12 protein-coding genes are annotated in these 11,462 nt (G+C 65.2%); 6 read left to right on the top strand and 6 right to left on the bottom strand.

The genetic code is table 11. From position 1 onward, the window contains the following. Positions 1-66 precede the first annotated feature (66 nt). Complete coding sequence (gene guaB / locus ACYCVF_RS14530; protein ID WP_459596175.1) at positions 67-1,560, top strand: IMP dehydrogenase; 1,494 nt, start codon at positions 67-69, stop codon at positions 1,558-1,560. Between the two features lie 134 nt (positions 1,561-1,694). Here the strand turns inward: guaB and ACYCVF_RS14525 are convergent, their stop codons facing one another. The 3 genes from ACYCVF_RS14525 to ACYCVF_RS14515 form a co-directional block, all read right to left on the bottom strand. Further along, a complete protein-coding gene (locus ACYCVF_RS14525; RefSeq protein ID WP_459596174.1) occupies positions 1,695-2,342 on the bottom strand; it encodes an HD domain-containing protein in 648 nt (215 codons plus the stop codon). Positions 2,343-2,389: 47 nt separating this feature from the next. Continuing rightward, the gene (locus ACYCVF_RS14520) at positions 2,390-3,211 is read right to left on the bottom strand and encodes an alpha/beta fold hydrolase (protein WP_459596173.1); all 822 of its coding nucleotides are present in this window, start codon (positions 3,209-3,211) and stop codon (positions 2,390-2,392) included. A gap of 175 nt (positions 3,212-3,386) precedes the next feature. Next, positions 3,387-4,139, bottom strand: coding sequence for an SDR family oxidoreductase (locus tag ACYCVF_RS14515; RefSeq protein ID WP_459596172.1), 753 nt, complete (start codon positions 4,137-4,139; stop codon positions 3,387-3,389). 194 nt (positions 4,140-4,333) lie between these two features. Here ACYCVF_RS14515 and ACYCVF_RS14510 point away from each other — a divergent pair, with 194 nt between their 5' ends. The 3 genes from ACYCVF_RS14510 (at position 4,334) to ACYCVF_RS14500 (ending at position 7,563) form a co-directional block, all read left to right on the top strand. Next, the gene (locus ACYCVF_RS14510) at positions 4,334-5,899 is read left to right on the top strand and encodes a winged helix-turn-helix domain-containing protein (protein WP_459596171.1); all 1,566 of its coding nucleotides are present in this window, start codon (positions 4,334-4,336) and stop codon (positions 5,897-5,899) included. A 193-nt stretch (positions 5,900-6,092) separates the two neighbouring features. Next, positions 6,093-7,115, top strand: a complete 1,023-nt coding sequence (locus ACYCVF_RS14505; RefSeq protein WP_459596170.1) for an NADP-dependent oxidoreductase — start codon at positions 6,093-6,095, stop codon at positions 7,113-7,115. A gap of 148 nt (positions 7,116-7,263) precedes the next feature. Beyond that, positions 7,264-7,563, top strand: coding sequence for a hypothetical protein (locus ACYCVF_RS14500; RefSeq protein ID WP_459596169.1), 300 nt, complete (start codon positions 7,264-7,266; stop codon positions 7,561-7,563). Between the two features lies 1 nt (position 7,564). Here the strand turns inward: ACYCVF_RS14500 and ACYCVF_RS14495 are convergent, their stop codons facing one another. Further along, positions 7,565-8,404, bottom strand: a complete 840-nt coding sequence (locus ACYCVF_RS14495; RefSeq protein ID WP_459596168.1) for a metallophosphoesterase family protein — start codon at positions 8,402-8,404, stop codon at positions 7,565-7,567. 68 nt (positions 8,405-8,472) lie between these two features. Continuing rightward, positions 8,473-9,087, bottom strand: coding sequence for an acriflavin resistance protein (locus ACYCVF_RS14490; RefSeq protein ID WP_459596167.1), 615 nt, complete (start codon positions 9,085-9,087; stop codon positions 8,473-8,475). Positions 9,088-9,241: 154 nt separating this feature from the next. On the opposite strand from ACYCVF_RS14490, the gene ACYCVF_RS14485 reads away from it, so the two are divergent. Both ACYCVF_RS14485 and ACYCVF_RS14480 read left to right on the top strand, forming a co-directional pair. Continuing rightward, a complete protein-coding gene (locus ACYCVF_RS14485) occupies positions 9,242-9,664 on the top strand; it encodes an MAPEG family protein (RefSeq protein ID WP_459596166.1) in 423 nt (140 codons plus the stop codon). A 68-nt stretch (positions 9,665-9,732) separates the two neighbouring features. After that, the gene (locus ACYCVF_RS14480) at positions 9,733-11,034 is read left to right on the top strand and encodes an RsmB/NOP family class I SAM-dependent RNA methyltransferase (protein WP_459596165.1); all 1,302 of its coding nucleotides are present in this window, start codon (positions 9,733-9,735) and stop codon (positions 11,032-11,034) included. 207 nt (positions 11,035-11,241) lie between these two features. Here ACYCVF_RS14480 and ACYCVF_RS14475 read toward each other — a convergent pair whose 3' ends face one another. After that, positions 11,242-11,451, bottom strand: a complete 210-nt coding sequence (locus ACYCVF_RS14475; protein ID WP_015686739.1) for a cold-shock protein — start codon at positions 11,449-11,451, stop codon at positions 11,242-11,244. Positions 11,452-11,462 lie beyond the last annotated feature (11 nt).

Here is an 11,462-nt window from a genome sequence, read left to right as displayed (position 1 = left end):
AAGGTACGCCGAGGGCGGCGCTCATCCATAAGCATTTGCGGCAGGGCCGCAGGAAGGAGTTGGCAGATGGCCACGGTGCAACTTCAGGGCATTCGCGAAGCCTTCACGTTCGACGACGTGCTGTTGAAGCCGGGCCTGTCGGATGTCATGCCGGGCGAGGTCGACATCCGGTCCCGAGTCACCCGCGCCATTCCGCTCAACATCCCGATCATGGCCTCCGCCATGGACACCGTCACCGAGGCCCGCATGGCGATCGCCATGGCGCAGGCCGGCGGCCTCGGCGTCATCCACCGCAATTTCGATCCGGAAGGGCAGGCCGCCCAGGTCCGCCAGGTGAAGCGCTACGAGTCCGGCATGGTGGTGAATCCGCTCACCATCAGCCCCGACGCCACGCTCGACGATGCGCTGAAGCTGATGAGCGATCACGGCATCTCCGGCATTCCCGTCGTCACCGGCGCCGGCAAATCGACGCCCGGCAAGCTGGTCGGCATCCTCACCAACCGCGACGTTCGCTTTGCGACCAACCGTCAGCAGAAGATCTCCGAGCTGATGACGCACGAAAATCTCGTCACGGTGCGTGAGAATGTCAGCCAGGACGAGGCGCGTCGGATGCTGCATCAGCACCGCATCGAGAAGCTGCTCGTCGTCGACGACCAATATCGCTGCGTCGGCCTGATCACCGTGAAAGACATGGAGAAGGCGGTCGCCCATCCGCTCGCCTGCAAGGACGCGCAGGGCCGCCTGCGCGTTGCCGCCGCCACCACCGTCGGTGACAGCGGCTTTGAGCGGACTGAGCGGCTGATCGATGCTGGCGTCGACCTCGTCGTCGTCGACACTGCGCATGGCCATTCCCGTCACGTGCTGCATGCGGTGAACCGCATCAAGCGCCTGTCCAACTCGGTGCAGGTCGTCGCCGGCAACGTTGCCACCACGGAAGGCGCGCAGGCGCTGATCGATGCAGGCGCGGATTGCATCAAGGTCGGCATCGGCCCGGGCTCGATCTGCACCACCCGCATCGTCGCCGGCGTCGGCGTTCCCCAACTCACCGCGATCATGGACGCGGTGGAAGCGGCGAAGAAAGCCGACATCCCCGTCATCGCCGACGGCGGCATCAAATTCTCCGGCGATCTCGCCAAGGCGCTCGCCGCCGGTGCCGACATCGCGATGGTCGGCTCGCTGCTCGCCGGCACCGACGAGACGCCCGGCGAAGTGTTCCTGTGGCAGGGCCGCTCCTACAAGGCCTATCGCGGCATGGGATCTGTCGGCGCAATGGCGCGGGGATCTGCCGATCGTTACTTCCAGCAGGACATCAAGGACACGCTCAAGCTCGTGCCTGAAGGCATCGAGGGGCAGGTGCCGTACAAGGGCCCGGTCGGCAACGTCATGCACCAGCTCGCCGGCGGCTTGCGCGCAGCAATGGGCTATGTCGGCGCGCGCGACATGAAGGAGCTGCACGAGAAGGCCCAGTTCGTCCGTATCACCGGCGCCGGCCTGCGCGAGAGCCATGTCCACGACGTGACGATCACGCGCGAGAGCCCGAATTACCCGGGCGGAGGGTAGTTGCTTCGGTGGCGCGCGGGATTTGCGCGCTCGCCCACAAGAGTTCTGCCGTGCCCCGTTTGACCGGGGCAGCCCGCGACCGGATCTCGGACATCCCCGTTGTCGCGGTCGCTTCGGTCTGTTGAGATGTCATCCTACTCGGCGAATGGCGCTGCATCCACCAGATCGACCACCGAAGGCGCGCTGTATCCTTCGACAAAGCGCTCGCCGAAATCGCGGATGAAATTGTCGTAGCTTGTTTCCGGTCTGGTGCTTGCGATATGGCAGAAGCAGCGGCGGAATTGTCGCTTGATCTGCATTCGCGGGAATTCGGCGACGATCCGTTCCACTTCGGCGGCGGGAATGACGTTGTATTGCAGCCCGATGACGTCGAAGCAGATGCCGGCGGTGCACAGCGCAACCTCGCTCTCCTTGTAGAGACCGATCGACGGGGTCGAGTTCAGCGCGACGCTGTCCCAAATCAGCTGGGTACGGCGTTGGTCGAAGCCGCGCTCGGCGGCAAAGTGCCGCGCCAGGTCCGCGCCTTCGATCTCGAAGCGGCGCGGTCCGGCGAAGCTTTCGTTCAGCGTGATGTCGTGCAGCAGGGTACCGACCGCGAGCACTTCCTCATCGTGCTCGACGTTCTGCAATTGCCCGAGCCGCGCCGCGAACAGCCACGAGCGCACGACGTGGTTGAACAGATACGGCTCGCAGTGCTGCCGCGCATGTTCGATCGCGGCATCGACGATCGGGGTGTCGGGAACGGCTACGCCCGCGAGGGTGCGGTTGGCAGGTTTGTCCATGCTGCTGTCTTTCTCGCTGGGGTCTGCAATTCGAGTGAACGAGATCGCTAGCCCCGGATGAACCTCAGGAGCTCGGCGTTGACCTGATCCTGATGGGTGGCGGTCAGGCCGTGCGGGGCGCCGGGGTAATAGACGTCCTTGGCGCCCTCAATGAGCTTCGCCGATTTGCGTGCGGAGTCCTTGACCGGCACGATCTGGTCGTCTTCGCCGTGCAGCACCAGCGTGGGCACGTCGAACTTCTTCAGGTCCTCGGTGAAATCGGTTTCGGAGAATGCCTTGACACTCTCATAGGCGTTCTTGGCACCTGCCTGCATGCTCCAAAGCCAGAACTGGTCGAGCGTGCCCTGCGAGACTTTTGCGCCCGGCCGGTTTGCACCGTAGAAGGCAATCGCCAGATCCTTGTAGTATTGCGAACGGTCGCCTGCGACGCCTGCGCGAATGGCGTCGAACACCTCGATCGGAAGTCCTTCCGGGTTGGCTTCGGTCTTGAGCATGATCGGCGGCACCGCCGCGATCAGCACCGCCTTGGCGACGCGGCCGGTACCGTGGCGGCCTATGTAGCGTGCGACCTCGCCACCGCCGGTGGAATGGCCGATCAGCGTGGCGTCACGTAGATCAAGCGCTTCGATCACCGCGGCGAGATCGTCCGCATAGCCGTTCATGTCGTTGTGCTCCGAGGCCTGGCTGGAGCGACCATGGCCGCGCCGGTCGTGCGCGACGACGCGAAAACCGTGCTGAGCAAGGAACAGCATCTGGCCGTCCCAGGCGTCTGCATTCAGCGGCCAGCCGTGCGAGAAGGTGACGACCGGGCCTTTGCCCCAGTCCTTGTAGTAGATCTCGGTGCCGTCCTTGGTGGTGATCGTGCTCATCGTTTTGCGTCCTTCGTAAAGGTAGGGGAGAGGGTGGACTGCTGCGGCCGCCGTACTTTGGCGAGGCCGGCGCCGGGAGGTGCGATCGCGGCGGCAACGGCGAGTCCTCCCAGGAGCACGTCACGGCGAGATGCATCTGCTGAGGGAGACCAAGTCCGGTCCATGACTTGTCCTTTCACGCCGGGTGGGAGTTGCGGAGCCAGTCCGTGAGCCGGGTCGGCCCGAGCCGCGGCTCGTCGCCCGGCGTCAGTGACTGATCGTTCAGGGTCAGGCCGAAATAGTCGGCGTGGATGTCGGGGATCACTCGGCGCGAGTCGCCCCTGGCGGCAAGAACCTGCTGCGCGAAGTCATCGAGGCCAAGCCTTTCGGGACCAGCGATCTCGACAGTGCCGTTACGAGGCGGACCGAGCGCCAGTTCGGTCAGCGTGGCCGCGACGTCGTCGGCGGCTACGGGCTGGAAATGCGCGGGCGACAGCCGGATCACATCGCCTTCGGCACCGCCTGCGATGATCGCGCCGATGAACTCGAAGAACTGTGTCGCGCGCAGGATGGTGTAGGGAAGGCTTGATGCTCGGATGAGGTCTTCTTGCACCAGCTTTGCGCGGAAATAGCCGCTCGTCTGCAGCCGGTCCGTGCCGACCACCGACAGCGCGAGATGATGCTTCACCTGAGCGGCGGTTTCGGCAGCCAGCAGGTTGCGGCCCGAGGTCTGGAAAAAATCCATCGCCGTCTTGTCGTCGAAGGCCGGCGAGTTCGCGACGTCGATTACGACTTGTGCGCCGTAGACCGCTTCGGCGAGGCCCTCGCGGGTCACCGTGTTGACGCCGGAGGAGGGCGAGGCCGCGACCACCTCGTGGCCTCTTGCCTGAAGCCTGCGCACCACATTGCTACCGATCAAGCCGCTGCCGCCGATCACCACGATCTTCATTTCGCCCTCTCGCCTCGTTCGATCCGGAGACGGGAGGATGCGCCGAAAACCGGCCCGAGACCTTGTTGCGGACTTGCATCGCCCTTGGTTTTTGCTTGAATTTCACTTGCAGTTTCGTCCAAACAGGGCGCGGCGGCTTCTGTTGGGGGGCGTCGAGGGCGGGTTGCCACTTGGTTTCAATTGGGGTCTTTGTGGTGCGGTTCACCTTCGGAGCCTATGTCCTCGATGCTGACCGGCGGGAGTTGCGGCGGAACTCCGAGGCGGTCAGCATCACGCCGCAGGCTTTCGATCTGCTGCTGTATCTGGTGCGCAACCGCGACCACGTCGTTACCAAGAACGATCTGTTCGACACGGTGTGGGGCGGGCGGATCGTCTCGGAATCGACGCTGGCCAGCCACATCAACGCTGTGCGCAAGGCGCTGGAGGACAGTGGCGAGGGGCAGCGGCTGATCCGCACCGTTCCGCGCAAGGGGTTTCGCTTTGTCGGCGAGGTGCACGAAGCGGCCGATCCGCGCATCGCGATCGTCCCGTCGGTGGAGAAGCCGGTCGCCACGCTCGACCTGCCCGACCGACCCTCGATCGCAGTGCTGCCGTTTCTGAACCTGAGCGGGGACGCCGATCAGGACTATTTCGCCGACGGCGTAGTCGAGGACATCATCTTCGGTCTGTCTCGAATCCGCTGGCTGTTCGTGATCGCGCGCAATTCCAGCTTCACATACAAGGGCCGCGCGGTCGATGTGAAGAAGGTCGGCCGCGAACTGGGCGTGCGCTACGTGCTGGAGGGCAGCGTGCGCCGCTCCGCCGGCCGTGTGCGCATCACGGGGCAATTCATCGACGCCTCCACCGGCGCCCATCTGTGGGCCGAGCGATTCGAGAGCACCATGGAGGATATCTTCGAACTGCAGGACCAGATCACCGCCAGCGTCGTTGGCGCGATCGCGCCGCAGCTCGAACTGGCCGAAATCGAACGCGCCAAGCGCAAACCGACCGAAAGCCTCGATGCCTACGACTATTATCTCCGCGGGCTGGCGCAATTCCACACGGCGACGCGGGACGGAATCGATGCGGCGTTGCCGCTGTTCTACCGGGCGATCGATCGCGATCCGGACTTCGCCGCGGCTTATGGCATGGCGGCGTGGTGCTTCTACTGGCGCAAGATGAATCGCTGGCTCACAGATCGCGCCGCCGACGGCGCCGAGGCGGCGCGGTTGTGCCAGAGCGCGGTGACGTTGAACAAGAACGACGCGGTTGCGCTGTGCCGCGGCGGCCACGCCTGGCCGCATTTCGGCGGCGACCTGGACACCTGTGTCGCCCATGTTGACCGCGCGCTGGTGCTCAATCCGAATTCGTCGACGATCTGGTATCTCGGCGGCTATCAGCGAATCTCGATGGGCGAACACGACAGCGCGATCACCCATTTCAGCCGTGCCATGCGGCTCAGCCCGCTCGATCCGGAGATATTCCAGATGCAGACCGGGATCGCGATGGGGCACCTGTATTGCCGCCGCTTCGACGACGCGGTGGCGTCGCTGCAGCGGGCGTCGCGGCAGATGCCGAACGTCTTGCGGGTGGCCGCCTTCATGGCGGCGAGCCACGCGCTGGCCGGGCGGATGGACGAAGCCCGCGAGGCGATGGCCCACGTCCGCAGGCTGGATCCGACCTTACGGGTTGGCGTTTTGCAGGATTGGCTGCTCGTCCGCCGCCCGCAGGATTTCGCGCTCGCCTCGGAGGGCATGCGGATGGCCGGACTACCTGAATGAAGGGACGCCGCGTCGGCACCAAATGCTGGAAACGGCGACAACGGACCTGAGAAAGGCTTGGTCGGCGACAGGCCCTGCATGAACGGCGACGCCCCCTCGGTGCCGGGGAGCCAGCCGCACCTCGCTTTTGTATTGACGTAGCTACGCCCCTCCGCTTCCGTTCACGGCGAAAGCCAATCTGGAGGAAGCCACCATGTCCCAGGCACAACGCATCGTTCTCGCCGCACGTCCCGTCGGCGAGCCAAAGCCGTCCGATTTTCGCCTGGAGGAATTCGCCGTCCCGACGCCGGGGAACGGCGAGGTCCTGCTGCGCACGATCTGGCTGTCGCTCGATCCCTATATGCGCGGACGCATGAGCGACGGGCCGTCCTATGCCGCGCCGGTGCCGCTCGGCGGCGTGATGGAAGGCGAAGCGGTCAGCGAGGTCGCAGCGTCGGACAATCCTGATTTCGCGGTCGGCGACATCGTTCGCGCCCGCACCGGCTGGCAGACGCACGCGATCTCCAACGGCAAGGGCCTGATCAAGGTCGATCCGAAGCTCGGCCCGATCTCGACCTCGATCGGCGTGCTCGGCATGCCCGGGATGACCGCGTATACGGGCCTGCTCGACATCGGCAAGCCGCAACAAGGCGAGACCGTCGTCGTCGCCGGCGCCTCCGGTGCGGTCGGCTCGGCCGTCGGCCAGATCGCGAGGATCAAGGGCGCTCGCGCCGTCGGCATCGCCGGCGGCAAAGACAAGTGCGATTATGTGGTGAAGGAGCTCGGCTTCGATGCCTGCATCGATCACCGCGATCCCGATCTCGCCGCCAAGTTGAAGGATGCCTGCCCGAAGGGCATCGACGTCTATTTCGAGAATGTCGGCGGCGCCGTGTTCGAGGCGGTGTTCCCGCTGCTGAATCAGTTCGCGCGCGTGCCGGTCTGCGGCCTGATCGCCCATTACAACGACACCGAGGCCAAGCCGCCGAAATGGGCCGCCAGCATGATGCGCGCGACCCTGACCAAGCGGCTGACCTTCCGCGGCTTCATCGTCTCCGACTTCGCGTCCCGTCATGGCGACTTCCTGCGCGACATGTCGGCCTGGGTTCGCGAAGGCAAGGTCAAGTACAAGGAATTCGTGACCGAGGGCCTGGAGAGCGCCCCCGGTGCCTTCATGGGCCTCCTGAAGGGTGCCAATTTCGGCAAGCAGCTGGTCCGGGTCGGGCCGGACAAGGCTTGATCGTCGCGTCAGGCCGTTTCCGGCCGGGGATAGTTAAGAAAGAGTCACCAATTGGCCACACCTTGCGGCAAAAGCCGCAGGTGTGAACGCCTGTTGATTGACGGGCCGGCGAAGGCATTGAATCATCGCGCATATTTTTGGTGTTGCGATGTTAGAGATCAGTGTTTTCTGCGTCATCTTGCTGGCCGCCGGTTACTGGACGACCATGTTCGTCATGGGCCGGCGTGACGACGTCATCCACGGCAAGTTCGTTCACACGGAGGACGAGGCCGATTTTGCCCGCCCCCCGATGCCGACGCCACCGCCGCCGTTTCCGAAGCGCCCGCTCCACGCCGCGCAAACTGCGAGGCAACCGCGCGCCAATGATCCGGCAGCCAAGCCGGTGAACAGCGAGGCATTGCAATCCTTGCTCGCCGCGATCCAGCAGGATCTCAAGAGCGTCGCCTGAGTCAGTGCTCGCCGATCTGGGCGAGCAGCTCCTCGATATCGACATCGCGCTGGCCCGCGGCCCTGACGTGGCGGACCTCGAAACTGTCGGGCTGGAAGCGGTATTCGACGAGGCCGACTTCCTTGATCGCGATCCGGTCCTGGCGCGCATCATTGATCACGAAGCCCGCGGATGGCGCCCACACATGGCGGGTGTCGCGATGGGTGAAATCGCGCCGCTGGTGCACGTGGCCGCTGGCGATGAGGCGCAGGTCGACAGGCGCGAACATCTCGATCAGCCGCGCCCGCGCCGGCTGTGGGACGTAGCGGATCGAGGTCTCAGGCGTCTCGGGATCGTCGGGCAGGTTGAGAAATAGCGGCTTGTGCAGGAACAGCGCGACCGGCCTGCCGTTCGTGCGCGCAACTTCCGAGGCGAGCCAGTCGAACTGCTCGCCCTCGAAGCCAAGCCCTGAGTTCATCACCAGCGAGTTGAGGCCGATGAAGCGCCAGCCGGCAGCCTCGAACGACCAATGGTCTTCGCCGATGATGTCGCAGAACTGCTGGCGTTGCGCCTCGCTGACCGACGGCTTCGGCGCAGGTCCGATTGCGGTCGGATTGTCGCCGATGTCGTGATTTCCGGGGAGGTAGCGGCAGGCGACGGGCAGGGCGTCGTGCAGGCCTTTCGCGAACTCGACGTCGTCGCGGCTGGTCGGGCCGTCGAACGAGACGTCGCCGGTGTTGATGACGAGATCGGGCCTGCCAGCATCGATGTGCTCGCAGATGCAGTGAAAGTTGGCGATCAGGCCGGGAAAGCGCCGGCCAAGATGGGTGTCGGAAATCTGCGTGAGGCGAAATTCGGACATGGGCGCATCATACCCATCGCCACGCGTCGGAACGATGACGGCGCGGGCATGGATGCATCGAACAAAGTTTAAAGCACGCGGTAGCGGATCGTGTAGTCGTCCTGGGGCGCGATCGGGCCTGCGAGCGGTGAGGCGATGCGGTCGGCGAGATGCCAGGGACTGAATTGCCCGGAGCGATACGGGTCGGCCGGCAGGCGGAGGCGGAATTCGAACGTCCCCTTGCCCGGCATGTTCACGACCAGCAGCCGGTCCGCGGTGCGGTGGTTGAGCGCCACTGCGCCGCGCAGCAGCGCGCGGCCATCCGCAAGGTCCCGCACCCCCTCGACCAGCGCCAGCGTCTGGTTGCGGTCGGTGTGCAACTCGATCTGGGTGTCGGCCGCCGCCGTCAGCGTCTCCCGCGGCATGCGGATCTCGAACTCGACCGCGGGCTTGGACGGATTGAGACCGAGATAGGCGAGCGCGGCATGGCGCATGTCGTAGGCGGCGAAGGCGAACAGGATCATCGCGGCCAGGGTGGCCAGGCCGTGCCGGACGACGTCGCGCCAGGTCCGGTAGCTCAGGCGGAAATAGACCGTCATTGCCAGCGCCACCGCAAGCGCGGCGGCGATGCCTGATAGGGCCGACATCAGAATGCCGAGCCGCCCGTCGGCGGATTCGGCGAAAAGGCTGGACAGCGTGTTCATGGCGGTATCTCGCCTCGGGCCCGGAGGGCAAAATCGCTTTGATTGTCGAGCCTTGGTCGCGTGATCGGGAACGCCGGTTCAAGTCGTTCATTGTCAGCGGCAAAAGTCGCGGCTAATGACGGTCGGCGGCATTTCGCCTCCCGGGAAAGTTCCGATGTCCGTTCAAATGGTCCTGCTGCCGGTCTTCGTGCAGGTCGCTCTCACCTTCGCACTCCTGATTGGCATGGTGTTGGCGCGGCGCAAGACGCTGGTTTCGGGCGAGACCAGGATCCGCGACATTGCGCTGGGCGAGCCGAACTGGCCGAAGGGTGCCACACAAATCGCCAATTGCTACCGCAACCAGTTCGAACTGCCGGTGCTGTTCTACGTCCTGATCGCGCTGGCATTGCCCTTGCGCCGCGCCGATCTCTTCATCGTGCTGATGTCCTGGGTGTTCGTAGTGACGCGCTTTGCCCATGCCGGCGTGTTCGTCTCCTCGAACGATCTCGGCCGCCGCTCGACGGTCTGGCTTGCCGGCGTGCTGGTGTTGCTGGCGATGTGGTTCTACTTCGCGCTGAAGCTCTTGCTGCTGATCTGAGCGCGCATGATCCGGAAAAGTGGATCCCGGTTTTCCGAGAAGATCATGCGCAAAACCGAAAGATTTAGATGACCCCCGCTGCCCGGCTGTCCGCAGCCATCGAACTGATCGACACCATCGAGAGGGACCGCGTGCCCGCGGCCAAGGCGCTGAAGGAGTGGGGCACCGCGCACCGTTTCGCCGGTTCCGGCGACCGTGCCGCCATTGCCGGTCTCGTCTGGGACGTGCTGCGCCGCTACGCCTCGAGCGCGTTCCTGATGGATTCCGATACCGCGCGGGCCCGGCTGATCGGCATGCTCCGCCTCGAGCGCAACATGGACACGGCCACGATGGCCGCGCTGTTCGACGGCAGCCGGTATGCGCCGGCGCCGCTGACGGATGCCGAGCAGGCCGCGCTCGCCTCGCGCTCCCTCGAGCACGCGCCTGCTGCCGTGGCCGGCGACTATCCGGAATGGCTCGATCCGCACTTTGCGAAAGTGTTCGGCGAGGACCGTGCCGAGGAGACCACGGCGATGGCGAGCCGGGCCCCGCTCGACCTGCGCGTCAACACGCTAAAGTCCAATCGCGACAAGGCGCTGCGTGCGCTTGCTCATCTTCATGCGAAACCGACGCCCTGGTCGGCAACCGGCCTGCGCATCGAGCTTTCCGCCGATGCGCGCAACCCCGGCATCCAGGCGGAAGAGGATTTCATCAAGGGCGCAATTGAAGTGCAGGATGAAGGATCGCAGCTTGCGGCCCAATTCACCGCGGCAAAGCCCGGCGAGCAGGTGATCGATCTCTGCGCCGGCGCCGGCGGCAAGACGCTGGCGCTCGCCGCCTTGATGCAGGGCAAGGGCCGCCTGATCGCGACCGACCGCGACAAGCGCCAGCTCGTCCCGATCCATGAGCGGCTGTCGCGCGCCGGCGTCCACAATGCCGACGTGCGCACGCCCAAGGGCGAGGCCGATCCGCTTGCCGACATTCGCGCCTCGGCCGACCTCGTCGTGATCGACGCCCCCTGCACGGGAACCGGCACCTGGCGCCGCAACCCCGATGCCAAATGGCGGATGCGCCCGGGCGCGCTGGAGATTCGCCTGCGCGACCAGGCCGAGGTGCTGGAGCGTGCGGTTCCGCTGGTGAAGCCGGGCGGCCGCATCGCCTACATCACCTGCTCGGTGCTGTCGGAGGAGAACGGCGAGCAGGTGAGGGCGTTCGTCGGGCGCCATCCCGAATTCGCCGTCGTCCCGCCCGAGCAGACCGCGAGCGTGCTCTGGGACAAGGCCGAAGCTTTCGGCGATGCCGCGCTCCGGTCGGCGGAAGGCTGGCTGATGACACCGCGGCGGACCGGGACGGATGGATTTTTCGTGGCGGTATTGAAGAAGACGAACTGATCAACGCCGTCATTCCGGCGCGCCCGCAGGGCGAGCCCGGAATCCCTCGTGCGGCAGTGTGTGCGGTTCGATGGATTCCGGGCTCTCGCTTCGCGAGCCCCGGAATGACCGGGCCAAACAAAAGCCCCGCAGACCGATCCCGGTCGCGGGGCTTTCTTTTTCTAGCGTTCTGCCGGTACGTCCGCGGTCAGAACGTTGCGCCGGCGGTTAGCCGACGCGGAGATTGTCAGCCGAGGACTTGCCGCTGCGGCGGTCGGCGACGATGTCGAACGAGACCTTCTGGCCCTCGTTGAGGGTGGAGAGGCCGGCGCGCTCGACCGCGCTGATGTGCACGAACACGTCCTTCTGCCCGTCGTCCGGCTGGATGAAACCATAACCCTTTTGGGTGTTGAACCACTTCACGGTGCCCATAGCCATGGGAATTTCCT

It is taken from the genome of Bradyrhizobium cedriense (assembly GCF_054602315.1).
This window is presented reverse-complemented; position numbering and strand designations above follow the sequence as displayed.

Bases quoted from the DNA above. Each gene is read 5' to 3' on its own strand.
- guaB (WP_459596175.1), top strand. From the start codon at position 67: ATGGCCACGGTGCAACTTCAGGGCATTCGCGAAGCCTTCACGTTCGAC.
- ACYCVF_RS14525 (WP_459596174.1), bottom strand. From the start codon at position 2,342: ATGGACAAACCTGCCAACCGCACCCTCGCGGGCGTAGCCGTTCCCGAC.
- ACYCVF_RS14520 (WP_459596173.1), bottom strand. From the start codon at position 3,211: ATGAGCACGATCACCACCAAGGACGGCACCGAGATCTACTACAAGGAC.
- ACYCVF_RS14515 (WP_459596172.1), bottom strand. From the start codon at position 4,139: ATGAAGATCGTGGTGATCGGCGGCAGCGGCTTGATCGGTAGCAATGTG.
- ACYCVF_RS14505 (WP_459596170.1), top strand. From the start codon at position 6,093: ATGTCCCAGGCACAACGCATCGTTCTCGCCGCACGTCCCGTCGGCGAG.
- ACYCVF_RS14500 (WP_459596169.1), top strand. From the start codon at position 7,264: ATGTTAGAGATCAGTGTTTTCTGCGTCATCTTGCTGGCCGCCGGTTAC.
- ACYCVF_RS14495 (WP_459596168.1), bottom strand. From the start codon at position 8,404: ATGTCCGAATTTCGCCTCACGCAGATTTCCGACACCCATCTTGGCCGG.
- ACYCVF_RS14490 (WP_459596167.1), bottom strand. From the start codon at position 9,087: ATGAACACGCTGTCCAGCCTTTTCGCCGAATCCGCCGACGGGCGGCTC.
- ACYCVF_RS14485 (WP_459596166.1), top strand. From the start codon at position 9,242: ATGTCCGTTCAAATGGTCCTGCTGCCGGTCTTCGTGCAGGTCGCTCTC.
- ACYCVF_RS14480 (WP_459596165.1), top strand. From the start codon at position 9,733: ATGACCCCCGCTGCCCGGCTGTCCGCAGCCATCGAACTGATCGACACC.
- ACYCVF_RS14475 (WP_015686739.1), bottom strand. From the start codon at position 11,451: ATGGCTATGGGCACCGTGAAGTGGTTCAACACCCAAAAGGGTTATGGT.